The 24,255-nt window shown below is 74.7% G+C and carries 26 protein-coding genes; 11 read left to right on the top strand and 15 right to left on the bottom strand.

All coding sequences use genetic code 11. The features are described from left to right. Window positions 1–21 precede the first annotated feature (21 nt). A complete protein-coding gene (locus ACSNN7_RS18775) occupies window positions 22–1,005 on the top strand; it encodes an EamA family transporter (protein WP_436682117.1) in 984 nt (327 codons plus the stop codon). An 11-nt stretch (window positions 1,006–1,016) separates the two neighbouring features. Beyond that, window positions 1,017–1,658 (top strand): prepilin peptidase, encoded by a 642-nt coding sequence (locus ACSNN7_RS18770; RefSeq protein ID WP_436682116.1) that lies wholly within the window; start codon window positions 1,017–1,019, stop codon window positions 1,656–1,658. A 266-nt stretch (window positions 1,659–1,924) separates the two neighbouring features. Here the strand turns inward: ACSNN7_RS18770 and ACSNN7_RS18765 are convergent, their stop codons facing one another. From ACSNN7_RS18765 to ACSNN7_RS18745, 5 genes are all read right to left on the bottom strand, one after another. After that, a complete protein-coding gene (locus tag ACSNN7_RS18765) occupies window positions 1,925–5,119 on the bottom strand; it encodes a UvrD-helicase domain-containing protein (protein ID WP_436682114.1) in 3,195 nt (1,064 codons plus the stop codon). A 94-nt stretch (window positions 5,120–5,213) separates the two neighbouring features. Next, the gene (locus ACSNN7_RS18760) at window positions 5,214–6,461 is read right to left on the bottom strand and encodes a metallophosphoesterase (protein ID WP_436682113.1); all 1,248 of its coding nucleotides are present in this window, start codon (window positions 6,459–6,461) and stop codon (window positions 5,214–5,216) included. 12 nt (window positions 6,462–6,473) lie between these two features. Further along, the gene (locus tag ACSNN7_RS18755) at window positions 6,474–6,719 is read right to left on the bottom strand and encodes a MoaD/ThiS family protein (protein WP_436682112.1); all 246 of its coding nucleotides are present in this window, start codon (window positions 6,717–6,719) and stop codon (window positions 6,474–6,476) included. Window positions 6,720–6,722: 3 nt separating this feature from the next. After that, window positions 6,723–7,736, bottom strand: a complete 1,014-nt coding sequence (gene moaA, locus ACSNN7_RS18750; RefSeq protein WP_436682111.1) for a GTP 3',8-cyclase MoaA — start codon at window positions 7,734–7,736, stop codon at window positions 6,723–6,725. Further along, entirely contained in the window at window positions 7,733–8,647 is a 915-nt protein-coding gene (locus ACSNN7_RS18745) for a fructosamine kinase family protein (protein WP_436682109.1), read from the bottom strand. Before ACSNN7_RS18745 ends, moaA begins: the two co-directional genes overlap by 4 nt. Window positions 8,648–8,799: 152 nt before the next feature. Between ACSNN7_RS18745 and ACSNN7_RS18740 the strand changes: the two genes are divergently transcribed. Continuing rightward, complete coding sequence (locus ACSNN7_RS18740; protein ID WP_436682107.1) at window positions 8,800–9,858, top strand: DUF4192 domain-containing protein; 1,059 nt, start codon at window positions 8,800–8,802, stop codon at window positions 9,856–9,858. Window positions 9,859–9,950: 92 nt separating this feature from the next. Here the strand turns inward: ACSNN7_RS18740 and fdhD are convergent, their stop codons facing one another. Then, on the bottom strand, window positions 9,951–10,808 hold the full coding sequence (fdhD, locus tag ACSNN7_RS18735) for a formate dehydrogenase accessory sulfurtransferase FdhD (RefSeq protein WP_436682106.1): 858 nt from the start codon (window positions 10,806–10,808) through the stop codon (window positions 9,951–9,953). Between the two features lie 135 nt (window positions 10,809–10,943). On the opposite strand from fdhD, the gene mobA reads away from it, so the two are divergent. From mobA to ACSNN7_RS18720, 3 genes are all read left to right on the top strand, one after another. Then, window positions 10,944–11,630, top strand: coding sequence for a molybdenum cofactor guanylyltransferase (gene mobA / locus ACSNN7_RS18730; protein ID WP_436682105.1), 687 nt, complete (start codon window positions 10,944–10,946; stop codon window positions 11,628–11,630). Next, window positions 11,627–11,881 carry a DUF6457 domain-containing protein gene (locus tag ACSNN7_RS18725; RefSeq protein WP_334453683.1) on the top strand — a complete coding sequence of 85 codons (255 nt, stop codon included), beginning with the start codon at window positions 11,627–11,629 and terminating at the stop codon, window positions 11,879–11,881. The genes mobA and ACSNN7_RS18725 overlap by 4 nt, the downstream gene beginning before the upstream one ends. A gap of 88 nt (window positions 11,882–11,969) precedes the next feature. Then, window positions 11,970–13,082, top strand: a complete 1,113-nt coding sequence (locus tag ACSNN7_RS18720) for a T3SS (YopN, CesT) and YbjN peptide-binding chaperone 1 (RefSeq protein ID WP_436682104.1) — start codon at window positions 11,970–11,972, stop codon at window positions 13,080–13,082. Window positions 13,083–13,171: 89 nt separating this feature from the next. On the opposite strand, the gene ACSNN7_RS18715 is transcribed toward ACSNN7_RS18720, so the two are convergent. Both ACSNN7_RS18715 and ACSNN7_RS18710 read right to left on the bottom strand, forming a co-directional pair. Beyond that, on the bottom strand, window positions 13,172–14,128 hold the full coding sequence (locus ACSNN7_RS18715; protein ID WP_436682103.1) for a zinc-binding dehydrogenase: 957 nt from the start codon (window positions 14,126–14,128) through the stop codon (window positions 13,172–13,174). Between the two features lie 66 nt (window positions 14,129–14,194). Next, complete coding sequence (locus ACSNN7_RS18710; RefSeq protein WP_436682102.1) at window positions 14,195–14,653, bottom strand: Lrp/AsnC family transcriptional regulator; 459 nt, start codon at window positions 14,651–14,653, stop codon at window positions 14,195–14,197. A gap of 59 nt (window positions 14,654–14,712) precedes the next feature. Here ACSNN7_RS18710 and ddaH point away from each other — a divergent pair, with 59 nt between their 5' ends. Continuing rightward, complete coding sequence (ddaH, locus tag ACSNN7_RS18705; RefSeq protein WP_436682101.1) at window positions 14,713–15,546, top strand: dimethylargininase; 834 nt, start codon at window positions 14,713–14,715, stop codon at window positions 15,544–15,546. A 73-nt stretch (window positions 15,547–15,619) separates the two neighbouring features. Here the strand turns inward: ddaH and ACSNN7_RS18700 are convergent, their stop codons facing one another. Both ACSNN7_RS18700 and ACSNN7_RS18695 read right to left on the bottom strand, forming a co-directional pair. Then, entirely contained in the window at window positions 15,620–16,840 is a 1,221-nt protein-coding gene (locus ACSNN7_RS18700) for an ABC transporter substrate-binding protein (RefSeq protein WP_436682100.1), read from the bottom strand. A gap of 77 nt (window positions 16,841–16,917) precedes the next feature. After that, window positions 16,918–17,715 (bottom strand): alpha/beta hydrolase family protein, encoded by a 798-nt coding sequence (locus ACSNN7_RS18695; protein ID WP_436682099.1) that lies wholly within the window; start codon window positions 17,713–17,715, stop codon window positions 16,918–16,920. Between the two features lie 81 nt (window positions 17,716–17,796). On the opposite strand from ACSNN7_RS18695, the gene ACSNN7_RS18690 reads away from it, so the two are divergent. Further along, window positions 17,797–18,399 carry a bacterial proteasome activator family protein gene (locus ACSNN7_RS18690; protein ID WP_436682098.1) on the top strand — a complete coding sequence of 201 codons (603 nt, stop codon included), beginning with the start codon at window positions 17,797–17,799 and terminating at the stop codon, window positions 18,397–18,399. An 8-nt stretch (window positions 18,400–18,407) separates the two neighbouring features. Here ACSNN7_RS18690 and ACSNN7_RS18685 read toward each other — a convergent pair whose 3' ends face one another. The 3 genes from ACSNN7_RS18685 to ACSNN7_RS18675 form a co-directional block, all read right to left on the bottom strand. Continuing rightward, complete coding sequence (locus ACSNN7_RS18685) at window positions 18,408–19,220, bottom strand: HAD family hydrolase (protein WP_436682097.1); 813 nt, start codon at window positions 19,218–19,220, stop codon at window positions 18,408–18,410. Further along, on the bottom strand, window positions 19,220–20,041 hold the full coding sequence (locus ACSNN7_RS18680) for an HAD family hydrolase (RefSeq protein WP_436682096.1): 822 nt from the start codon (window positions 20,039–20,041) through the stop codon (window positions 19,220–19,222). Before ACSNN7_RS18680 ends, ACSNN7_RS18685 begins: the two co-directional genes overlap by 1 nt. Before the next feature lie 195 nt (window positions 20,042–20,236). Then, window positions 20,237–20,959 (bottom strand): hypothetical protein, encoded by a 723-nt coding sequence (locus tag ACSNN7_RS18675; RefSeq protein WP_436682095.1) that lies wholly within the window; start codon window positions 20,957–20,959, stop codon window positions 20,237–20,239. A gap of 130 nt (window positions 20,960–21,089) precedes the next feature. Between ACSNN7_RS18675 and ACSNN7_RS18670 the strand changes: the two genes are divergently transcribed. The 3 genes from ACSNN7_RS18670 to ACSNN7_RS18660 all read left to right on the top strand — a co-directional run bounded on the left by ACSNN7_RS18670 (window position 21,090) and on the right by ACSNN7_RS18660 (window position 22,793). Next, window positions 21,090–21,521, top strand: a complete 432-nt coding sequence (locus tag ACSNN7_RS18670; protein WP_436682094.1) for an OsmC family protein — start codon at window positions 21,090–21,092, stop codon at window positions 21,519–21,521. A gap of 92 nt (window positions 21,522–21,613) precedes the next feature. After that, the gene (locus ACSNN7_RS18665) at window positions 21,614–21,973 is read left to right on the top strand and encodes a metallopeptidase family protein (RefSeq protein WP_436682093.1); all 360 of its coding nucleotides are present in this window, start codon (window positions 21,614–21,616) and stop codon (window positions 21,971–21,973) included. Window positions 21,974–22,067: 94 nt separating this feature from the next. Continuing rightward, complete coding sequence (locus tag ACSNN7_RS18660; RefSeq protein WP_436682092.1) at window positions 22,068–22,793, top strand: AIM24 family protein; 726 nt, start codon at window positions 22,068–22,070, stop codon at window positions 22,791–22,793. Between the two features lie 51 nt (window positions 22,794–22,844). Here ACSNN7_RS18660 and pheA read toward each other — a convergent pair whose 3' ends face one another. Further along, entirely contained in the window at window positions 22,845–23,801 is a 957-nt protein-coding gene (pheA, locus tag ACSNN7_RS18655) for a prephenate dehydratase (protein ID WP_436682091.1), read from the bottom strand. Window positions 23,802–23,811: 10 nt separating this feature from the next. Further along, a partial coding sequence (locus tag ACSNN7_RS18650) for a hypothetical protein (RefSeq protein WP_436682090.1) occupies window positions 23,812–24,255 on the bottom strand: 444 nt, incomplete at its 5' end.

Raw genomic sequence — 24,255 nt, 5'->3', positions numbered from 1 at the left:
TCACCGTAGCGTGGTCCACCGATGAGCTCACCTCCCGCGAGTGCGACACCGGCCCGGCCAGGTCTGATCTGGACGGCGCTGCTGCTGGTCTACGTCCTGTGGGGCTCCACCTATCTCGGCATCCGGATCGCCGTGGAGTCGATGCCGCCGCTCGCGTCGGCGGCCCTCCGGTTCGCCGCCGCCGGGCTGGTGCTCGCCGTCGTCCTGCGGCTGCGCCGCGGACCGGGGGCGTTGCGGGTCGACCGGCGTCAGCTCGGCTCCGCCGCCCTGGTGGGGGTGCTCCTGCTGGCCGGCGGCAACGGCCTGGTGGTGCTCGCGGAGTCCGGTCCGCCCGGGGTGGCCGTGCCGTCCGGCATCGCCGCGCTGCTGGTGGCCACCGTGCCGCTGCTGGTGGTGCTGCTGCGCACGGCCACCGGGGACCGGCCGCGCGGGTGGACCTTCGCCGGAGTGACGCTCGGCTTCCTCGGCCTGGTGCTGCTGGTGCTCCCCACCGGCGGCACGGGCGCGGTGCCGCTGGCCGGCGCGCTCACCGTGGTCGCGGCGGCCACCTCCTGGTCGATCGGCTCGTTCCTCTCCGGCCGGCTGGCCATGCCCGCCGACCCGTTCGTCGCCACCGTGTACGAGATGTTCGCGGGCGCGGCGGCGCTCGCCGGGTTCGCCCTGGCCCGGGGCGAGCTGCAGGGGTTCTCGGCGGCCGAGGTGAGCACCCGGTCCTGGGCGGCGCTGGCGTACCTGATGGTGGCCGGCTCCCTGGTGGCCTTCACCGCGTACGTCTGGCTGCTGCACCACGCGCCCATCTCCCTGGTCGCCACCTACGCCTACGTCAACCCGGCCGTCGCGGTCGGGCTCGGCGCGCTGCTGGTCGCCGAGCCGATCACCGCGCAGGTGCTGCTCGGCGGCGCGGTGATCGTGGCCGGCGTGGCGCTGGTGGTGAGCACCGAGCGACCCCGGCGACCGATGGCGGAGACCGCCGACGGGACAGCCACGGAGCCGGCGCACCGGTAACGTCCCGGCCCGTGTCCGTCGGGCTGGTGGCCGCCGCCGCGCTCTGCGGCGCGCTGGTCGGCGCGCTGGCACCGGCGTCCGCCTGCCGATTCGCCCCGGCTCCGGACCCGCCCGCCCCCACCCCGGTCCGGTCGACGGTTGGCTGGGCGCTGCTCGGGGCGGTGGTGTTCGCCGGGCTCGCCGCCGCGCTCGGGCCGGACCCGGCCCTGCCGGCGTACCTGCTGGTGGCGGGCTGCGGAGTGGTGCTCGCGGCGGTCGACCTGGCCTGCCTGCGGCTGCCCGACCCGCTGGTGGGCGCCGTCGCCCTCGGCGGTGGCGCCAGCCTCGGCGTGGCCGCGCTCGCCGCCGGCACGCCGGGCCGCCTGGCGGTCGCCCTCGCCGGGGCGGCGATCTCCTTCACCGGGTACGTCGTGCTGGCGCTGCTGCCCGGCGCCCGGCTCGGCTTCGGCGACGTGAAGCTCGCCGCCGCTCTCGGTCTGCCGCTCGGCTGGCTGGGCTGGTCGACCCTCGGCTACGGGCTGCTCCTGCCGCACCTGCTCAACGGCGTGCTGGTGCTCGCCCTGCTGGCCGCCCGGCGGGTACGCCGGGACACCGCCCTGCCGTTCGGCCCGGCGCTGCTCGCCGGCGCCTGGCTGGCCGTGCTGCTCACCTGAGCTGCGCGGCCTGGACTGGCCGGGCTGCTCGGCCTGGCTGCCTGTGCGCTCGGCCTGCCTGGCCGTGCTGCTCGCCCTGGCTGCCTGTGCGCGCGGCCTGGCTGGCCGGGCTGCTCGCCGGCGCCTGCGGTGCAGGCCCGTCCCCTGCCGAGCGTGATACCTGACAGGCATCAAGATGACTCTGAGGTATCACGCTCGTCGGGATGTCCGGCTGGGCGGAGGTCACCGTTCCGTGGCCGCGGCGGGGCGCGGCCCGGCCCGGCGGCTCAGATCAGGCGGAGCTGGCGGTCCTTCGGCCGGCGCGGCTCGGTCTCGCCGAAGCGTTCGAACAGCCCCGGGTCGATCACGTCGAGGAACGGCGACGGGCGGCACTCCCGCTCCGCGCCGTGCCGGACCCGGCGGGCGGCGTGGCTGACGTAGAGGCGGTCCTGGGCGCGCGTCAGGCCGACGAAGAAGAGCCGCCGCTCCTCGGCGACCGCGTCGTCGTCCGGCTCGGTGCCGGGCCAGCGCAGCGGCAGCAGCCCGTCCTCGGCCCCGACCAGGAAGACCACCGGGAACTCCAGCCCCTTGGCGGCGTGCAGGGTGAGCAGGGTGACCGCCTCGGCGCGCGGGTCGAGCGCGTCCACCTCCGCGCCGGTGGCGAGCTGCGACAGGAACAGGCCGAGGTCGTCGCCGCACCGGCGGGCCAGCGGGGTGAGCAGGTCGACCGCCGTGCGGACGTCCTCGGGGCGTACCGTGCCGGAGCCGTCCAGGGTGGGCGCGGCGAACCGCTCGGCGAGCACCTGACCGGCGAGGCGTACCCGGGCGGGCAGCCCGCCGCCGAGGCCGTCGGCGTGCCGCAGCTCCCGGGCGATGGCGGTCACCCCGGGCCGGTCCCGCAGGCGGTCGTGCGAGCGCTTCTGCACCGGGATGTTCGCCCGGGCGAGGGCGTCCACGATTGGGGCGGCCTGCGAATCCGTGCGGTAGAGCACCGCGATGTCGGAGAACGAGAGCGTGGTGGACCGGCCGTCGATCCGGCCCGAGTCCAGGGACCGGTGGGAGAGGCCGCCGACCAGCTCGTCGATGGTGCGTACCACGAAATCGGCCTCGTCGGCGACGGAGGCCGCGGGGTAGCGGCCGACCAGCGGTGCCTCCGGGTCGAGCCGGGCCGGGTCGAGCCGGCGGCCGCGCACCAGCGACGACGGCGCGATGGCCTGCACGGCGGCGGCGAGGATCGGGGCCGACGAGCGGTAGTTGCGGTTCAGCCGGACCAGCCGGGCGTCGGTGAAGTCCTGCGAGAAGCGCAGGAAGTACCCCACGTCCGCGCCCCGGAACGAGTAGATCGCCTGGTCCGGGTCGCCGATTGCGCAGAGGTTGCCGTCGGCGGAGCTGAGCAGGCGCAGCAGCTCGTACTGAACCGCGTCGACGTCCTGGTACTCGTCGACGAAGATCCACCGCCAGCGCTCGCGGTAGTCGCGTACCAGCTTCTTGTCGGCCTGCAGCAGCGCGACCGGCAGGGTCAGCAGCTCGTCCAGGTCGACCAGGTCCTGCTTGCGCAGCAGCGCGGTGTAGCGGTCCGGGTCGTCACCGGCCTCGGCGCGGGCGGCGGTCCGGTCCGCGTCGTCGGCGATCCGGAAGTCCGCCGGCAGCCCGGCGGCGTCCGCGTTCTCCCGCAGGATGGCCAGCCCGAGCGAGTGGAACGTGCCGACGGTGACGTCCTCGGCCACCGGGCCGAGCAGCCCGTCGAGGCGGTGCCGCAGCTCCTCGGCGGCCCGCCGGGTGAAGGTGATCGCCAGGCACTGCTCGGGGAAGACGTTCAGCTCGGCGCAGAGGTAGGCGATCCGGTGGGTCAGCGTCCGGGTCTTGCCGGTGCCCGGCCCGGCCACGATCAGCAGCGGACCTCCCGGCGCGGACGCGGCCACCCGCTGCATTGCGTCCAACCGGTCGAGCAGGCCGGTGCCGACCTCCTCCATGCCGGCGAGCATCGGCTCGAACGGCTCGTGCGGCGAGGGCGCCGGCGCGATCGGTGGCGGGGGTGGCGGCGCGGCCTTCCGCTTCGGCTCCGCCTTGGCCGTCGCCGGGCGCCGGGCCTTGGGCTTCGCCGCCGGCTCCGCGGGCCGCCGCTGCGCCGGCACGGGTACGTCGAAGAGCGTCTCCGCCTGCGTTCCGGTCGCCTTCGCGCCCAGCTCGGCGGGGTCGAAGAGGGTGATCACGCCGTACTCGCCGTCGTAGCCCGGCACCCGGCGGACGTCGCCGCGGCGCAGCCGGCCGATGCCCTCGGCCAGCAGCTCACCGCCGACCCGGCCGATCTCGTCCAGCGGCGTACGGGTGAGGATCTCCAGCTCCGGGCCGAGCGCGGCGACCAGCTCGTTGAGCCGGCCCTCGACCTTCTTGGACCGTGCGCCCACCTTGTTGATCTCGCCGAGGATCTCGGCCAGCGGCACCAGGTGGGTGACCTCGGGGGCGTGCGCCCGACGGTGCCCCGCCGGCCGGTCGGCCAACTCCTCGACCCGGCTCAGCACGCCGACGGTCAGCGGCTTGCCGCACTCCGGGCAGCGCCCACCGGCCTGCCGGGTCCGCTCGGGCGACCAGTTGACGCCGCAGAGCCGGTGCCCGTCCGCGTGGTACTTCCCCTCCTCCGGGAAGAACTCGATCGTCCCGGCCAGCCCGTCGCCGGTGCGCAGCGCCTCGCGGATGGCGAAGTAGTCGCGGTCGGAGCGGAAGACCGTCGCCTCCCGGGCCAGCGCGGGCGGGGAGTGCGCGTCGGAGTTGGAGACGAGCCGGTAGCCGTCCAGGCTGCCGACCCGCCAGTTCATCTCCGGGTCGGAGGAGAGGCCGGTCTCCACCGCGAAGATGTGCTCGGCCAGGTCCGCGTAGCAGTCGGCGATCGCGTCGAAGCCGGACTTCGAGCCGAGCGCGGAGAACCAGGGCGTCCAGATGTGCGCGGGGACCAGGTAGCCGTCGGCGCTGGCCTCCAGCGTGATTTCCAGCAGGTCCCGGGAGTCCAGCCCGAGGATCGGCCGGCCGTCCGAGCCGAGGTTGCCGATCCGGCCCAGCGCCGCGTTGAACCGGGCCACCGCGTCCAGGTCGGGCAGGTAGATCAGGTGGTGGACCTTGCGGGTCCGGTCGTCGCGCTTGTAGATCGTGGAGATCTCCACGCTGAGCATGAACCGGACCGGGTCCGCCTCCGCCGCGCCGGCCAGCCGGGGCGGCAGCCGACGGGCGATGTCCCGCTCCGCCTCGGGGCTGAGCCGGTAGAGCCCCGGCTCGGCCGGGTGCAGCGTCTCGCGCAGGTGGTCGTACCAGGCGGGGTGGGTGAAGTCCCCGGTCCCGAGCACGCCGATGCCCTTGCGCCGGGCCCACCAGCCGAGGTTGGGCAGGGTGAGGTCGCGGCTGCACGCGCGCGAGTACTTCGAGTGGATGTGCAGGTCCGCGACGAACGGCGGGACGCCACCGGGGGGTGCGGCGCTGAACGGAGGCACGCCGCATCCTGTCACGGCCGGTCCCCTACCCGCCCGGCGCCACGCGTACGCGTGACCTGAGCAATCCGGTGCTGGACTCCGCCGCCCCGGCGCGCTATGGGGCGCGCAGTTCGACCAGGGTGATCTGGGGTGGGGCGCCGACGCGTACCGGGGGGCCCCAGAAGCCGGCGCCGTTGGTGACGTACACCTTGGTCCCGTCGACCTCGCCGAGACCGGAGACCACCGGCTGCTGGAGCTTGACCAGCAGGTTGAACGGCACGATCTGACCGCCATGGGTGTGCCCGGACAGTTGCAGGTCGACGCCGAACTTCGCCGCCTCGTGCGCGGCGACCGGCTGGTGGGCCAGCAGCACCACCGGCCGGGACGGGTCCCGGTCGCCGAGCGCCGCCGCGTAGTCGGCCGGTGCGGCCAGCCCGGTGCCGGCGGCGGTGACGTCGTTGACCCCGGCCAGGTCGAGCACGCCGCCGCGGGCCTGGATCTCCCGCCGCTCGTTCTGCAGCACCTGCAGCCCCAGCCGGTCCAGCTCCTGCACCCACTCCTCCACCCCGGAGTAGTACTCGTGGTTGCCGGTGACGAAGTAGCTGCCGTGCCGGGAGCGCAGGTCCCGCAGCGGCGCGGCGGCCTCGCCCAGCTCGGCGACCGAGCCGTCGACCAGGTCACCGACGACCGCGACGACGTCGGCGTCGAGGCGGTTGATGGCGGCCACGATCCGCTCGGTGTGCTCGCGCCCGCGCAGCGGTCCGAGGTGGATGTCGGAGACGGTGGCGATGCGCAGCCCGTCCATGCTCCGGGGGAGCTTGGCCAGCCGGATCCGCACCCGGTCCAGCTGCGGCGGGCCGAGCGCGGTGCGGACGCCGTACCCGGTGACCGACGCGGCGGTGAGCCCGGCGAAGATCGCCGCGCCCCGGGCCAGCAGCAGCCGTCGCGAGGCGTCGTGGTCGGGCTGGTCGACGGCCTCGACGGCGGGCGGGTCGGCGGTGCCGGCCGCCCCGACCAGCACCGGCTCCGGCGCGGCGGTGGTCGGCTCGGCGATCGCCGACCGGCGGCGCAGCACCAGCCTGGCGACCGTCATCGGCACTTCCAGCACCAGCAGCAGGACCAGCAGGTAGAACATCACCGCCAGCCAGAGGTAGCCCGGCCAGGCCAGCCAGAATGCACCGGCGGCCCGGGTGCCGGCCATCGTGGCGGGTACGAGCAGCGCCAGCAGCAGCGCCGCCATGCTGCCGATGCGCCGCCACCGCCCCGGACGGGTGGTGTCCTTGATCAGCCGCTTCCACAGGTAGAAGTGGATCAGGCCGGTGATCAGGGCCATGGTGGCCACGAACCCCAGAATCGCCAACATGCCAGCCCTCTCTCAGCCGCCCGCGAAGGGGGGCAGCACGTCGATCGTGACCCCGGCCGGCAACGGCTCGCGACGATCATGGCAGTTGACCCCGTCGACCAGGAAACTCGCCACCTGCAGCACGGCGGCCAGCCGCGGCCCGTGGCGTTCGGCGAGTTCACCGATCAGTTCGTCCAGGGACCGGCCGGCGGATGCGGTCTCCTCGGTGCGGCCGGCGGCGGCCCGGGCTCCGGCGAAGTAGCGGACGGTGAGGTCCACGGCTCAGCCTCCGATCGCCGACATCGGCCGGGCCGGTTGCAGGAAGGCCGGGTCGTCGATGCCGTGCCCGGCGCGCTTGCCCCGCATCGCCGCCTGCCAGCGGCGGGCCAGCTCGGCGTCGTCCGCCCCGGCGCGCAGCGCGCCGCGCAGGTCGGACTCGTCGGTGGCGAAGAGGCAGGCTCGGACCTGGCCGTCGGCGGTGAGCCGGGTCCGGTCGCAGTCGCCGCAGAACGGCCGGGTCACGCTCGCGATCACCCCGACCCGGGCGGGCCCGCCGCCGACCAGCCAGGTCTCCGCCGGGGCCGCGCCCCGTTCGGCCGGATCGGGCGTCAGGGCGTACGCGCCGGCCAGCGAGGCCAGGATCTCGTCGGCGGTGACCATGCTGGCCCGGTCCCAGCCGTGCTGGGCGTCCAGCGGCATCTGCTCGATGAACCGCAGCTCGTAGCCGTGGTCGAGGGCGAACCGCAGCAGCGCCGGAGCCTCGTCGTCGTTGACGCCCCGCATCAGCACCGAGTTGACCTTGACCGGGGTGAGCCCGGCGGTGGCGGCGCCGGCCAGCCCGGCCAGCACGTCGACCAGCCGGTCCCGCCGGGTCAGCCGGGTGAACCGGTCGCGGTCGAGGGTGTCCAGCGACACGTTCACCCGGTCCAGCCCGGCCGCGCGCAGCGCAGGCGCGAGCCGGGCCAGGCCGATGCCGTTGGTGGTGAGGGAGATCCGGGGGCGGGGCGTCAGCGCGGCCACCTCGGTGAGGATCTTGACCAGCCCGGGCCGGATCAGCGGCTCGCCGCCGGTGAAGCGGACCTCGGTCACCCCGAGCCGCTCCACAGCGACCCGGACCAGCCGGACGATCTCGTCGTCGCCGAGCAGCTGCGGCCCGGCCAGCCAGGGCAGCCCCTCCGCCGGCATGCAGTACGTGCAGCGCAGGTTGCACTTGTCGGTCAGCGACACGCGCAGGTCCCGGGCGACACGGCCGTACCGGTCGACGAGGACGCCCTCGGTGGGCGGGGCGGCGGTCACCCGTCGACCGTAGCGCGGTCGGTCCCGCCCAGCGTCGCTCGGGCGGCCCGGGTGACCGCATTCCGGTACGCCGCGCCGAAGGCGGCCGTGTGCACCAGCAGCAGGTGGAGCTGGTGCAGCGGCAGTCGTTCCCGCCAGCCGTCGGCCAGCGGCCACTCCTCGGAGTAGGCGCTGACGATCCGGTCGAGGTGCGGCGCGCCCCCGAAGAGCGCCAACTGGGCCAGGTCGGTCTCCCGGTGACCGCCGTGCGCCGCCGGGTCGACCAGCCAGGCCCGGTCGTCCGCGCCCCAGATCACGTTGCCCGGCCACAGGTCGCCGTGCACCCGGGCCGGCGGCTCGTCGCCGCCGAACTCGCCGATCCGGGCGACGACCTGCTCCACCAGGGCGGCGTCCGCCTTGTCGAGCGCGCCGCCGGCCACCGACAACTCCAGGTACGGCAGCAGCCGGCGCCGGGCGAACCAGTCCGGCCAGGGCCCCGCGTCGGGGGTGTTGTCCTGCCGCAGCGGGCCGATGAAGCCGGGCCACCCGGCGCCGAAACTGCTCGCCCCGGCCCGGTGCATCCCGGCCAGTTCCCGGCCGAACCGTTCGGCCGCCTCTGGTGACGCCTCGCCCGGCTCGACCCACGCCAGCGCCAGCAGCTCCGGCAGCGCCACCACCACCTCCGGTACGGCCACCGTGCCCGCCGCGCGCAGCCAGCGCAGCCCGGCGGCCTCGGTGGCGAAGAAGCCCTCGGGCAGCGGTCGGCCGGCCCGCTTCGGCCAGCTCTTGGCGAAGACGGAGTGGCCGTCGTCCAGGGTGAGCCGGGAGGCGACGCAGACGTCCCCGCCGGAGACCGGCGTCTCCCGGATCCGCTGGTGGGTCAGGAACGTCGGCAGGTGCTCCGGGTGCGCCCGCAGGTACGCCAGGTCCATCAGCGCAAGGTAGCCGTTCCGTGCGACGAGGACGGCCCGGCACGACGCGGCGGATCGCGCCGAGCTGCGGGAACACTCTCCGTGTCTGTGGACGACCCGCGTGTCGTCCACAGGGCCTGTCGGGCGCGACCCCGGGACAGCAGGCTGCCGGCATGACTGCGACCGACCGCCCCCGGCTCACCGTCCGCTCGCCCGCCGACCTCCTCGCCGCCGTGCCGTACCTGCTCGGCTTCCACCCCGCCGACAGCGTCGTCGTGGTGGCGATGCGGGCGCAGCGGATCGTCTTCGCCGCCCGCGCCGACCTGCCCGAGGGCGGCACCGACCCGCGCCTGCCCGCCGGTCACCTCGGTGACGTCCTCCGCCGGCAGGACGCCGACGCCGCCACCGTCGTCGGGTACGGCCGGCCCGAGCGGGTCACCCCGACCGTCGACGCGGTACGCGCGGCGCTGACCACGGCCGGCCTGACGGTGCTCGAAGCGCTGCGGGTGACCGACGGCCGGTACTGGTCGTACCTGTGCGCCGAGGCGGCCTGCTGCCCGCCCGACGGCACCCCGTACGACCCGGGCAGCAGCGAGGTCAGCGCCGCGGCGGTCTTCGCCGGTCAGGTGGCGCTGCCCGACCGGGCCGCGCTCACGGCGCAGGTGGCACCCGCCGACGGGCCGCACCGGGCGGCGATGCGGGAGGCCGGGGTCCGGGCCGAGCGGCGGCTGCTCACCCTGCTGGAGGAGGCGCCCGCCGCCGACCTGCTCGGCGGTCGCGCGGTCCGCAAGGCCGGGGTCGCCGCCGTCCGGGCCGCCCTTCGGGCCCATCGGCGGGGCGAGCGGCTCACCGACGACGAGGTGGCCTGGCTGAGCCTGCTCCTGACCCATCTTCCGGTCCGTGACCACGCGTGGGAACGCACCGACGGGCGGGAGGAGGACATCAGCCTCTGGGGCGACGTGCTGCGCCGCGCCGAGGAGGAACTGATCGCGGCACCCGCGAGCCTGCTGGCCTTCGCCGCGTGGCGGGCCGGGCAGGGCGCCCTGGCGGCGGTGGCGTTGGAACGCGCGCTGGCCGCCCACCCCGACTACTCGCTGGCCCAGCTTCTCGACGACCTGCTCCGTCGCGGCGTACCCCCCTCCGAGCTGGACGGCTGGCCGGCCGTCGGTGAGCCGCGCGTGGTCCGCCGCCGGCCCCCTCGCCGGCGGCACGTCCGGCGGGGCGTCGGGTGAGCCGGGGCCGTGGGGCCGGCGCGGACGGCACGTCCGGCGGACACCCGGGTGGGCGCGGCGGCCCTGCCGTCGAGGTCAGCTCCGGGAGTGGATCAGTCGACGACCACCCGCCGGCCGCCCGCGTAGACGTTCATCGTCCGGCCGCGCAGGAAGCCGACCAGCGTCATCCCGGCCTCCGCGGCCAGGTCGGCGGCGAGCGAACTGGGCGCGGAGACCGCCGCGAGCAGCGGTACGCCGGCCATCCACGCCTTCTGGGTCAGCTCGAAGCTGGCCCGGCCGGAGACCAGCAGGAGATGCCCGGCCAGCGGGAGACGGCGTTCCCGCACCGCCCAGCCGACCACCTTGTCGACCGCGTTGTGCCGGCCCACGTCCTCGCGCAGCACCACCGGCTCGCCCTCGGCGGTGAACAGCCCCGCCGCGTGCAGGCCACCGGTGCGGTCGAAGGCCCGCTGGGCCGCGCGCAGCCGGTCCGGCAGCGCCGCGAGCACGTCCGCCCGGACGGTGAGCGCATCGTCGGCCACCGGGTACGGCGAGCGGGTCCGCACCGCCTCGATGCTGGCCTTGCCGCAGACTCCGCACGAGCTGGTGGTGTAGAAGTTCCGCGACGGGTCGGTGGCGGGCTCCGGTACGCCCGGGGCGAGCACCACGTCGACCACGTTGTACGTGTTCGGGGTCTCCGCCCCGGCGCAGAGCTGGGCGGTGAGCACGTCCTCGGTCGACCGGATCAACCCCTCGGTGAGCAGGAAGCCGATCGCCAGGTCGATGTCGTCGCCGGGCGTGCGCATGGTGACCGCGAGCGGCTTCCGGCGGCCCGGGCCGGCCGGGCCGACCCGGATCTCCAGCGGCTCCTCCACCGAGAGGGTGTCCTGCCGGCGTACCGGGGGGCGTCCGTCGGCCACCGCGTCGAGGTCGATGCGGAGCACGCTCCGCCGGTCAGTCGCCCGTCCCATCCCGCCATCCTCCCCCGCCCGCCCGACGACCCGCACGACCACGTCGGCCGGCGAGGTCACGGCCGGCCGAGGACCCGCACCGCGACGGCGGCGCGGCCACGGCCCGACGACCCGCACGACGGCACCGGGCGGTGGGTGGGTCCCGCGCGAGGCTACGGTGGCCCGGTGACGGCGTACGCGGCGGTGGTGCTCGCGGGCGGCGCGGCGCGCCGGATGGGCGGGCGGGACAAGCCGGCCCTGCCGGTCGGCGGCCGGCCGATGCGGGACCGGGTGCTGACCGCGGTCGCCGACGCGGCCCCGCGCATCCTGGTCGGGCCGGCCGACGCGGTCCCCGGTGACGTGCTGGTGACCCGGGAACGACCGCCGGGCGGTGGGCCGGTGGCGGCCGCCGCGGCCGGGCTCGCCCTGCTGCCCCCGGACACCACCACCGTCGCCCTGCTCGCCGCCGACCTGCCGCTGCTCACCCGGGAGGCGGTCGGGGTGCTGCTGCGCGAGCTGGGCCCGGAGCCCGGCGGAATGCCGCGGGACGGCACCGGGGAATCCGCAGGCGGGGACGACGTCGCGCGGCCCGACGGGGTCTGCCTCCTCGACGACCGGGGTCGGCGGCAGCCGCTGTGCGGGGTGTGGCGGGTCGCCGCGCTGCGCGGCGCGCTGAGCCGCCTCGCCGGGCGTCGAGGCGGGAGCTGCGACGGCGCCTCGATGCGGGAGCTGCTCGCCGAGCTGAGGGTCCGGGACCTGCCGTGGTCCGGGACCGGCCCGCCGCCCTGGTTCGACTGCGACACTGACTCCGACGTACGCCGGGCGGAGGAGTGGACGCGATGACGGTGATGGACGACTGGGTCACGGCCGCCTGCGCCGAGCTGGGGCTCGACCCGGCCGAGGTGCCGGTGCCGACGGTGCTCGGGCTGGCCAAGGACGTCGCCCACCAGGTGCTGCGGCCGGGCGCGCCGGTCAGCGCGTACCTGATCGGGGTGGCCGTCGGGCGCGGCGCGGACGCGGCGGACGCGGCGGCGCGGCTGAGCGGGCTGGCCGCGACCTGGCCGGTGGAGCTGGGCGGCGAGCGTCCCGACTGAGCCGCGCGGTCGCGTTGTCCGATCCCGGTCGCGTGGATTTGATCCCGCGCGGGCCTGGGTAGGGTGACCTTGACGGACGGAGGCGATCATGACGGCAGAGCACCCCTCGAAGCCGACCGGTGATCAGCCCGGCGGCTCGCCGGGGCAGCACGAGTCGATCCTGCTGGACGAGCCGACCACGGCCGATCTGCGGGCCAAGGTGACCGAGGCGTGGCGGGAGTTCGCCCGGGCACTGGCCGAGCGGCTGCCCGCGCTGCCCACCGGGGCGCACGTCGAGCTGACCCTCGACCCGACGGCCGCCGGCATCGGCGAGGCCGTCTATTCGATCAGCCTGGACGTGGGCGAGGGGGGCCGGCTCTCCGCGCGGGCGGTCGGCAACGCCACCCTGCCGCAGGGCTACCGGCTGGACCGGGCCGCCGTCGCGGACATGATCGCGCTGGGCTGGTCGCCGCCGGGCGTGCTGGAGGGCTCCCGGGAGCAGTTCGGCCTGGAGGGCTCGACCGGCGACGCCAGCAAGCTCGCCGCGCTGCTCTCCCGCACCCTGCGCGACGTCTACGGTGCCCCGCACCCGGCCTTCCTCGTCTACCTCGTGCACGACGCCCAGGGGGAGCCGCTGCCGGTCGAACCGCTCGGCACCGCGCGTAGCGAGTTCGGTCCGGACCAGGACGTCGAGGCGGACCTCGACGAGGCGCTGGCCGCCGCCGCGAGCGCGCAGAAGAGCGACGAGGGCGACGACGTGCTGGCGCTGGAGGACCGCGTCCGCACCGTCGTGTCGACCATGCTCAAGTCGAAGTCCGACCAGCTCCAGGTCGACTCGGACGGCGACATCAACATCCGGGCCGGCTCGGCCATGGTGTTCGTCCGGGTCCGCGACAACCCGCCCCTGGTCGACGTCTTCTCCCCGGTGCTCACCGAGGTGGAGCCGACCGAGCGCCTCTACGTGAAGCTCTCCGAGCTGACCAACCGGATGCCGATCGGCCGGCTCTACTGCGCCGACGACACCGTCTGGGCCTCCATCCCGGTCTTCGGCCGCAACTTCCAGGCCACCCACCTGATGCTCGCGGTGCAGGTGATGACCGGGCTGGCCGACGAGCTGGACGACCGGCTGCACGGCGAGTTCGGCGGCAAGCGGTTCTTCGGCGAGGGGGACAAGCCGAGCCGGCCGGCGGATTCCGAGCACCGGACGGGCATGTACCTCTGACCGTGCCGCGCCGCGCGGCCCGCCGGGAGCGGTCGGCGACGCCTGCGCATCCGCCGGGCGTCGTGGAGGACCCGGCCGACGGTTGAGCGTCAGTGGACGTCGAGCAGGGTCTTGCCGATGGTGGCCCGCGACTGCATCGCGGCGTGCGCGTCGGCGGCCCGCTCCAGCGGAAAGCGCTGCCCGATCCGGGGGCGCAGGCGTCCCGCCGCGCCCTCGGCGAGCGCCCGGACGGTCAACGCGCGCAGCTCGTCGGGCCCGCCGCTCGGTCGCAGCAGGGTCACCCCGCGCGCCGCGGCGGTCTCCGGCGGCACGTCGGTCCAGCTGCCGCCGGCCAATCCGAAGCTGACCATCCGCCCGCCGGGGTCGAGCAGGTCGAACGCCGTCCGGCCGACCTCGCCGCCGACGCCGTCGAAGACGACGTCGACTCCGCCGGTCGCGGCGCGTACCCGCTCGGCCCAGCCGGGCTCCCGGTAGTCGACGACCACGTCGGCGCCGGCGGCGCGAACCAGCTCCGTCTTGCGGGGGCCGCCGGCCAGGGCCACCACCCGGGCGCCCGCCCGCGCGGCGAGCTGGACCAGCAGGCCGCCCACCCCGCCGGCGGCCGCCTCGACCAGTACGCGTTCCCCGGCACGCGGCGCGGCGGCGTCGGTCAACAGCAGTGCGGTCCGGCCGTCGGCGAGCAGCGCCACCGCCTCGTCCAGCGCCAGTCCGTCGGGCACCTCGACCGGCGCGGCCCGATCCACCACCACCCGTTCGGCGTACCCGCCGGAGCCGCCGGTGCCGCTGACCACCCGCCGGCCGATCAGCCCCGGGTCCACGTCCGGGCCCACCGCGCCGATCACCCCGCCGACCCCGTTGCCGGGGATCACCGGCAACGGACCCCGGAACGGTCCGAAGCCGGTGGCCCGGAACATCGTCTCGACGAACGTCAGGTTGACGTGCGCCACCTCGATCAGCACCTGGCCCGGCCCGGGCGCGGGGTCGGGCGCCAACCCCGGCACCAGCACCTCCGGCCCGCCGAACTCCCGCAGCCACACCGCCCGCACGATCTCCCCCTCCGTCGCCCTCCGGCACAGTCGACGACATGAAGCGGGGTTGAGGTCAAGCGCGGGTCACGCGGTGGACGGGCCGACGCCGGGGGACTCGACCAGACGGGAGAGCACGATGGTGCTCCGAGTGGAGGTCACGAACGACTCCGCCCGCAGCCGTTCCAGCGCGTCCTCCAGGTGCGCGATGTCGGCGGCCCGCAGGTGCACCAGGGCGTCCGCCTCGCCGGAGACCGTGTACGCGCCGACCACCTCCGGGTGCCGCCGGGCGGCCACTCCGATCTGCGCCGGAGTGGTCCGGCCGGCGCAGAAGAGCTCGACGAAGGCCTCCGTGGTCCAGCCGACGGCGGCCGGATCGACCACCGCGGTGAAGCCCCGGATCACCCCGGTGGAGCGCAGCCGATCGACGCGTCTCTTGACCGCCGGCGCGGAGAGTGACACCCGGGCGCCGATGTCGGCGTACGACGCGCGAGCGTCCGCCACGAGCAACGCAATGATTCGCTGGTCGACCGCATCTATCTGCAACGTTTCGCCTTCAGAAAGCAAGAGTTGTGGCTGTTACCAAAGTTCCAGGCTACCTACTCTTGGTCACCGTGAACCAGCAGCGAGTCCCGCGAAAGCGGACATATCTCATGTGCTCGCCCGAGCATTTCGCCGTCGAGTACGCGATCAACCCGTGGATGGACGTCACCACCGACGTCGACGCGGAACTGGCGGTCAAGCAGTGGGACCGGCTGCGGGAGACGCTGGTCGGTCTCGGCCACGACGTGCACCTGCTCGACCCCGAGGCCGGGCTGCCGGACATGGTCTTCGCCGCCAACGGTGCCTTCGTGGTGGACGGGACGGTCTACGGCGCCCAGTTCAAGCACGAGCAGCGCGCCGCCGAGGCCGCCGCCCACCGGGCCTTCTACGAGTCGCAGGGCTGGCGGTTCATCGCGCCGAGCGAGACCAACGAGGGCGAGGGTGACTTCGCGTACCTGCCGGAGGCGCACGGCGGGCTGATCCTCGCCGGGCACGGCTTCCGCACCGAGCTGCCGGCGCACGCCGAGGCGCAGGAGGCGCTCGGCCGGCCGGTGGTGTCGCTGCGCCTGGTCGACCCACGCTTCTACCACCTCGACGTGGCGCTCGCCTCGATCGACGACGAGAACATCGTCTACTTCCCGGGCGCCTTCTCGGCGGCCAGCCAGAAGGTGCTCGCCCAGCTCTTCCCCGACGCGGTGGTCGCGGACGACGAGGACGCGATGACCTTCGGCCTGAACCTGGTCAGCGACGGGCTCAACGTCGTGCTGAACAGCGAGGCGAGCCGGCTCGCCGGCAAGCTCAAGGCGGCCGGGTACCACCCGGTGCCGGTCGAATTGGCCGAGCTGAAGAAGGGCGGCGGCAGCGTGAAGTGCTGCATCGCCGAGCTGCGCCACTGACGCCGGCACGGCATACGGCGAAGGGCCGGCCTCCCCGCGGGGAGACCGGCCCTTTCGCGTACGGGCTCGGCGCTCAGCCGAGCGTGGCGATCTCGTTGAGCATGACGTTGGAGAGCAGTCGGCCGTCGAACTGGACGGTGCGCAGATACCACCGCTGCTGCGGCGTCCGGGGCTGGTTGAACTGCCACAGCCCGCGCGGGCTGTCGATTTGACCGACCTTGCCGAGGGCCAGGTTCACCTGCTGCGAGGTCGGGTTCGCCCCGGCGATCCGGATCGCCCGGTCGAGCACCTGCGCGGCGTCGTACGAGGCCATCGCGTACGTGCTGGGGGAGACGTTGTACGTCTTGCGGTACGCGGAGGCGAAGGTCCGGTTGGCGTTGTTGTTCAGGTCCGCGGAGTAGTTCGACACCGTCTGGATGGTGCCGGGCAGCAGCCGCTCCTCGTCCAGCAGCACGCCGCGTACCTCGTTGAGCACGTTGCCCTCGGTGAGGAAGCCCGGGGCGTAGACCGGCCCGGTGTAGCCGGGACGGGCGCGGCGCAGCTGCCGGATGAACTGGATGGCGGCGGTGCCGGAGAAGTGGCAGAAGATCGCGGTGGGATTGCGGTTGAGCGCCTGCCGGATGTCGGCGGCGTACGAGTTGTCGTCCGGGTTGGCGGTGGGGTCGGTCCAGATCGGCTCGCCGGAGATCCGGGGGTCGCCGCCGCCGAAGCCCTGGCGGAAGCCGCCCACCACGTCGATGCTGGCGCCGCCCTCCGGAGCGATGATCACCACGCGGCTGCCGGCCGGCAGCCGCCGCCTCAGGTAGGCCCCGAGCGCCCGGCCCGGCTCGTCCAGCACGTACGAGGTGCGCCAGATGTAGACCACGCTCTGCAGGCTGACCGGCGAGGCGTTCGACCCGATCAGCGGCACCCGGGCCTGCTCCACGATGTCCCGGATGCCGGACATGACGATCGGGTTGGCCACCCCGGTTAGGGCGAGCACGCCCTGCTTGAGCAGGTCGTTGACGGCGGCCTGACCGCTCTTGGCGTTGTCGCCCTCGTCGGCCTTGATCAGCGTCACGGGGTGCCCGCCGAGGCGCTGGTCGTGGGTGGCGAGGTAGAGCTCGAACCCGTTGACGATGTCCTCGCCGATGGTCTTGCCCGCGCCACTACCGGGGGCGACGAGACCGATCTTGATCGGCGAGCCGGTCGGGGCCTGTTCGCCCTCGTCGTCCGTGCCGCAGCCGGCGACCAGCCCGGTGGTACCGAGCGCGGCCAGCAGCTGCAGGGCGCGCCTGCGGTTCATCTGCGACACCGAAATCCTTCCGGGAGCGTTGCCGGGCGTCACCGCCCCCTCGGCGTTCTACCCGCTTGGCGACGCTGCGTCAATGGCTAGTGATCTTTCTGCAGCGATTGCAGCGCATCCCGCACCTGCGGCCAGGCCGCCGAATCCGGGTCGATGAGCCCGAAGTGCTCGCATTCGGGCAGTTCAACGAGGCGTACATCGCCGCCGGCCGCCCGAGCGGCGGCGGCGTAACCCCGGCTGACGGCGATCGGCACCTGGCGGTCCCGGACCCCGTGCACGATCACGGTCCGTGTCCGAAGCGGCACCAGAACCCGTGGGTCGGCGGCGGCGTACCGGTCCGGGTGCTCCGCCGGGCCGCCGCCGAGCAGCGCGGCCACCGCCCCCGCGTCCAGGTCCAGCCGGTACGCCTCGGCGAGGTCGGCGACCGGGGCCAGCGCCAGCACCCCGCGTACGGCGGCCGGGGCGTGCGCCGCCGCGTAGAGCGCGAGGTGCCCGCCGGCCGAGTGCCCGAGCAGCAGCGGCGGCCCGGCGGCCACCCGGCCGGGCAGGGCAGGCGCCGCCAGCTCGGGCAGTGCCGCCACCCCGGCCAGCACGTCGGTGAGGGTGCCCGGCCAGCCGCCGCCCGGCTGCCCGGTCCGGCGGTACTCCAACTGGGCCACCGGCCAGCCCAGCTCGGCCAGCGCGACGGCCAGCGGCCCGGTGTGGGTCCGGTCGTACTCGGCCCGCCAGAAGCCGCCGTGCAGCACCACCACCAGCGGCCGGGCCGGGCCGTCCCCGGCGGGGCGGCGCAGGTCGGCGATCTGGTCGGGGTGGTCGCCGTAGGCGACGGTCAGGTCGGGGGGCGCAGCGGGCCGGGTGAGCACGGCGCGGGGGTCGGCGGGCATGTGGGCGACGGTAGCGCGCCCCGCCACCGGCCGGGGGTCGTGACCGGTCCCACCGCGTGCCGCTCGCGGGCGTGGGTAAAGATGGGTGCCATGACCGTTGCGCACTCCGCTGGACAGAACGACGAGCCGGACACCGAGGACACCGGGCACTCCGGCACCGTGGTGGTGGTCGGCCCGGACGGCCGCCCGGTCGGCACCGTGCAGACCGACGAGGCGGCGGGCGAGGACCCGACCCGCCTGGTCGAGCAGCCCGCCAAGGTGATGCGGATCGGCAGCATGATCAAGCAGCTGCTGGAGGAGGTCAAGTCGGCCCCGCTGGACGACGCCAGCCGGCACCGGATGCGGGAGATCCACGAGCGGTCGATCGTCGAGCTCAAGGAGGGCCTCGCCCCCGAGCTGCGCGAGGAGCTGGAGCGGATCTCGCTGCCCTTCACCGAGGAGAAGGCGCCCAGCGAGGGCGAGCTGCGCATCGCCCACGCCCAGCTCGTCGGCTGGCTGGAGGGGCTGTTCCACGGCATCCAGGCCGCGCTGGTCGCCCAGCAGATGGCCGCCCGGGTGCAGCTGGAGCAGATGCGCTCCGGCCGGCAGGCGCTGCCGAGCGGTCCGGGCGGCGTGATGCCCGGCATGCCGGGCATCGGCCAGCCGCAGGGCGCCGAGGGGCACCCCACCGGCCAGTACCTCTGACCAGCCGGTCAGCCCGTCCCGAAGATCTTCTCCAGGTACGCCGCCACGCCGTCGGCGGAGTTCGCCCCGGTCACCTCGTCGGCGATCTCCAGGACGGCGGGGTGCGCGTTGGCCACCGCCACCGCCCGACCGGCCCAGGTCAGCATCGGCACGTCGTTGGGCATGTCGCCGAACGCGAGCACGTCGCGTTCGTCGATGCCGAGGCGGGCGGCGTACCAAGCCAGCCCGGCCGCCTTGGTCACCCCCGCGGCGGAGATCTCCACCAGCCCGCTGTACGACGAGTGCGTCGCCTCGGCGAGCCCCTTGAGCGCCCCGGCCACCACCTGGACGAAGACGTCCGGGTCCTGCTCCCCGGCCCGGGCCAGCAGCTTCACCGCCGGCACGGAGTGCAGCTCCTCCGGCGACTCGACGGCCCGGATGGCGTCGTGGTCGGCGTCCCAGCGCAGCGGGTAGTGCGTCTCGTGCCGCATCTGCCGACTGTCGACGATCTCCACCGCGAAGCTCACCTCGGGCACCGCCGCGCGCAGCCGGCGGGCCACCTCGGCGAGGAGTTCCGGGGCGAGCGGGTCGGCCCGCAGCACCTCGTCGGCGACCGGGTCGTACACCACCGCGCCGTTGGCGCAGATGGCCGGCAGCGGGGCGGTGAGCTGGTCGTACACGAGCTGGAGCCAGCGGATCGGACGGCCGGTGACCAGCACGACCGGCGTGCCCTGCGCGCAGATCCGCTCCAGCACCGCAGCGGTACGCGCGCTGAGCCTGCGGTCGTCGGCGAGCAGGGTGCCGTCGATGTCGGTGGCGACCAGCCGGGGTGTCTCTCCCATTACCGGGAGAGTAGCCGGTCCAGGTAGATCGCGACTCCGTCGTCGTCGTTGCGCAGGGTGACCTCGTCGGCGGCGGCCCGGACCGCGGGGTGGGCGTTGGAGACGGCCACCCGGCCCCAGCCGGCCCAGTCGAACATCGGCAGGTCGTTGGGCATGTCCCCGAAGACGAGCACGTCGGCCGGGTCGACGCCGAGCCGCTCCGCCACCACGCTGAGCCCGGTGGCCTTGTCCACCCCCGGCGGGCAGATCTCGACGAAGCCCAGGCCGGCCTGGGTGAGCGTGGCCACCTGCGGCGGCACGATCCGGCGGGCGGTGGCCAGCAGCTCGTCGACGTGATGGTCGGCGGTCCGGACGAACGCCTTGATCACGTCGCAGGAGAGGCACTCGGCGCGGCTGCGCGCCTCGAACCGGTCCTGGTAGGGCCAGCTCGGGTGGTAGTCCCCCCAGAGCGGGGCGTCCTGCTCGGCGGATGCCTCGACCATCACGGTCAGCGGCCCGACCTCGGCCTCCAGGTCGGCCAGGAGCCGGGTGAGCACCTCGCCGGGCAGCCGCTCGTCGCGCAGCACCACCGGGCCGGCCGGGTCGCTCTGGTCCACCACGCAGCCGCCGCCGGCCATCACCAGGAAGTCGGCGGCCCGGATGTCGTTGCGGGTGAGTTCCTTGAGCCGGGGACCCCGGCCGGTGGCGCCGACCACCGGGATACCGGCGGCCCGCACCCGGTCGAGCACCTGATGGGTGTACGCGGAGACGGTCTCGTCGCTGCGGACGAGCGTCCCGTCGAGATCGGTGGCGACCAGCTTGGGCAGGCCCGGGCGGATCATGGTTCCTCCTTCGCCCGCCGCCGTCGCAGCCAGCCGTTTCGGTCATCGGTGCCTCGACCCGGAGTGACGGCGGGCAGCAACCGTACCTCGCGTTACCGGTCGCGACCATGGCGTTCCGGCGAATCCGGCGCCAACGCCCGGTGACGCTGCGTCTGGTGCCGGTCGGCGCCGGGTCACCGGCGCGGAGCTGTCCGGTCAGCCGGCCGACTCGCGCCGGGCGAACGGCACCGTCGGCGTGACGGTGAGGTCGGCCGGCGCGGGCGGCCGGTCGTCCGCCGCGCGGCCGGGCCGGCGGAAGTCGACCGGCTCCTCCTCGCCGCCCGCGTCCGGGTCGAGCGGGTGGGGGACCGCCTGCCGCCCGGCGAGCTGGAGCGCGGCCCCGGCCAGCGCGGTCGCGACGAAGGCCATCACCAGGCCCCGCCCGTACTCCACCTGGAAACCGTCCTCCGACGAGTAGAACAGGGCCCGCTGCCCGGAGTCGTCGAGCGAGAAGGCGGTCGCCGTCAGCAGCGCCAGCAGCGCGCCGGCCACGGCGAGGCCGGCCACCCGTGCCTCCCGCCGGACGGCCGGGCCGCCGCGCAGCGCGAGCGCCGTCGCGGCGGCGAGCAGCAGCAGCCCCACCAGGTACGCGACCCCGAAGCCGTCGACCTCGGCCACCCCGCCCGGCACCCGGACGCTGACGTTGCCCTCCGGGCCGCCGTTCGGCAGCGTCATCACCAGCCACTCGCCGACCAGGGAGGCCGTCGCCGCGACCGCGGCGAGGACGGCCGGCACCAGGGGCAGCCGGCGGTCCCGGTTGATCCCGGTCAGGGCCCGCCCGAACCGCCCGGCCGGGGCGGGCTCCGGTACGCCCCACTCGACGACGGCCGTGCCGTCGGAGCGGTCGTCCTGTCGCGGGACGGGGAGATCCTGAGACATCGGCCACCTTCCGCTGTCGCGGGCCTGAACCGCATCATGACACGCCCGGCGGCACCGCCCGGGGTGCGACGTCAGGCGGTCTCCGCCGGGTCGGTCGCCCGGCAGCGCCGTTTCGGTTAGCGTCGGGTGCATGCCTATCCGTACCGCTTCCGCAAGCTGGCAGGGCAATCTCACCGAGGGTTCCGGCACCGTCCGCACCGGCAAGGGCGGAATGCAGGGGAACTACTCCTTCAAGTCGCGTTTCGACGAGGGCGAGGGGACCAACCCCGAGGAGCTGATCGGCGCCGCGCACGCCGGCTGCTTCTCCATGGCGCTCTCCAAGCAGCTCGGCGACGCCGGCGTGTCCGGCACCTCGGTGGAGACCACTGCCAAGGTCCACTTCGACAAGACCGACGCCGGCATGACCGTGACCCGGATCGACCTGGAGACCGTCGGCCAGGTGCCGGGCATGGACGAGGCCCAGTTCACCAAGCTGGCCGAGGCCGCCAAGGAGAACTGCCCGATCTCGCGGCTGCTCGCCCCGGGTGCGCAGATCAGCCTCACCGCCCGCCTGGTCTCCTGACCCCGACCCGCGGAACGGGTGCCGGACCGGCACCCGTTCCCTCGGCCCCGCCCCCGGATCGTGACGGGGCGGGGCGCCCGGCGTCGGGGACAATGGACGGCGTGGCCGTCGAGATGAGCCGGGAACGCTTCGAGGAACTGGTCGGGGAGGCCCTCGACGAGGTGCCCGAGGAACTGCTCGGGCTGATGAACAACGTGGTGATCCTGGTCGAGGACGACCCGCCGCCCGGCGAGGACCTGCTCGGCCTCTACGAGGGGCACGCGCTCACCGCCCGGGGCTGGGACTACTCCGGCGTGCTGCCGGACCGGATCCTCATCTACCGCCGCCCGATCCTGCGGATCTGCGACACGGAGGACGACGTGGTCGACGAGGTGGCGGTGACCGTGGTCCACGAGATCGCCCACCATTTCGGCATCGACGACGACCGGCTGCACGCGCTGGGCTGGGGCTGATCGACCCCGCCGCGCGACCCCGCTCGGCCGATGCCGCCGGTTGCGCCGGTCACCTACCCTCCGGTGAGACACACCCCGAATCAGGAGGAAACCGATGCGCAGCGCGCTGTTCTCCGCGGAGAACCTCGAGAAGGAGTCCGCCCAGCCCGGCATGCGGCTGCAGAACTCCAAGATGCTGAAGATCGAGCTCAACGGCGAGGCCATGGCCCGGGTCGGCTCGATGGTCGCCTACCAGGGGCAGGTGCAGTTCCAGGCGCTCGGCTCCGGTGGCCTGGGCAAGTTCATCAAGCAGCGCCTGACCGGTGAGGGTGTGCCGCTGATGAAGCTCAGCGGCCAGGGCGACGTCTTCCTCGCCGAGCTGGCCAAGGACGTGCACATCATCGACTTGGAGCCGGGCGACGCCCTCTCCATCAACGGCTCCAGCGTGCTGGCCTTCGACTCGAGCCTCTCGTACGACATCAAGATGGTCGGCGGTGCCGGGATGGCCTCGTCGTCGGGGCTGTTCAACTGCGTCTTCACCGGCCACGGCCGGATCGCCATCACCACCAACGGCACCCCGGTGGTGCTCAACGTCGACGCCCCGACCTACGTCGACCCGCAGGCCGCCGTCTGCTGGTCGGCCAACCTCCAGACCGGTTACCACCGCGCCGAGCAGCTCGGCCTGGGCACGCTGCTCGGCCGCAGCACCGGCGAGGCGTTCACCATGAGCTTCGCCGGTCAGGGCTTCGTGGTGGTGCAGCCCTCCGAGCAGCCGCCGGTCATGGGCAGCGGCACCCAGCAGCAGCAACAGGGCGGCCTGCTCGGCGGCCTGCTCAGCTGACCAGGTCGGCGGGGCGCCCGTTCCGGGCGCTCCGCCGGTTCGGCACCGGCGTCAGCTCAGCTCGCCGGCCCGCAGCCGGGCCAGCCAGGCCGCCGCGTCGGCATAGTCGGCGTCGGAGAGCCCGGCGGGCGCCGGGACCGGCCGCTCGGCCGCCCCGTCGGTCCAGCGGTGCCGGGGGTACGACCCGAGGAAACGCACGTCGGCGCAGACCCGGCGCAGGCCCTGCAACGCCTCGCCCATCCGCACGTCCGCGACGTGCCCGGTGCAGTCGAGGAAGAAGACGTACCGGCCCAGCGCCTCGCCCGTCGGGCGGGACTCGATCCGGGTCAGGTTGACCCCGCGTACGGCCAGCTCCATCAGCACCGACAGCAGGGCGCCCACCCGGTCGTGGGCGATGTACACGGCCAGCGAGGTGACGTCGTCCCCGGTCGGGGGCGGTGGCGGGCCGGGGCGGGACACCAGCGCGAAGCGGGTCACCGCGTCGGGATGATCGGCGATCTTTTCGGCGAGCACGGCCAGCCGGTGCCGGGTGGCCCCGATCGGGGCGCAGATGGCCGCGTCGTAGTCGCCGGCGGCCGCACCGGCCGCCGCCGCGCCGTTGGAGAGCACGTCGACCACCGTGGCGTCGGGCAGGTGGTCGCGCAGCCAGTTGCGGCACTGGGTGGAGGCCTGCGGGTGGGCCGCCACGCTGCGCACCGCGCCGAGCGTCGTACCGGGGCGGGCGCCGAGCACGAACTCGACCGGCAGGATCACCTCCCGGGTGATCACCACCGGGTCCCCCTCGGCCAGCTCGTCCAGGGTCACCCCGACCGCGCCGCCGATCGAGTTCTCCAGCGGCACCAGGGCGGCGTCGGCCTCCCCCGCCCGTACGCTCTCCAGCGCCTCGCCGACGCTGCGCGCCGGCGTACGGCTGCCGTGCTCGGCGGCGGGCACGGTGCGCAGCGCCTGCTCGGCGAAGGTGCCCTCGGGTCCGAGGTAGACGAAGCGGGTCGGTGGGGTACCGGGCATGTCGACCAGCCTACGCACCAGGCAGCACCCCCGTGCCGGCGTCGCAGGCCAACGTCCGGATGCCGGGCGGCGCGACGGTGCGTACCTCGATCGAGCAGACGTCGGTGCCGGCGGTGACCAGCCGCAGGCCGGCGGAGTCGGTGCGGGTGACCACCTGGAGTTCCTCGTGCCCGCTGACGGCGAGGACGGTGTACTGCCAGTCGGCCGCGCAGAGCGGGCCCTGGGTGGCCCGGACCGATACGCCCCGGGGGAGCACCCGGGCGCGCAGCAGCCCCACCACCCGGTCGGCGGTGGGGCGGCCGGCGCACGCGACGGCGACCAGACCGGGCGTGGGACTGGGCGTCGGGGAAAGCGTCGGCGTGCTGCCCGGCGTCGGGGTCACCGGTGCGACGGCGGTCGGTGCCGCCGGGGTGACGAGCGCCGGCCGGGAGGTGACGGGGGGTGTGGGTGGGCG

Origin of the sequence: Micromonospora sp. URMC 105, assembly GCF_051386295.1 — a bacterium.
In the GTDB taxonomy this organism is placed as follows: domain Bacteria; phylum Actinomycetota; class Actinomycetes; order Mycobacteriales; family Micromonosporaceae; genus Micromonospora.
Note: the sequence above shows the minus strand (reverse complement) of the source record. Positions and strands in the feature narration are given on the sequence as shown.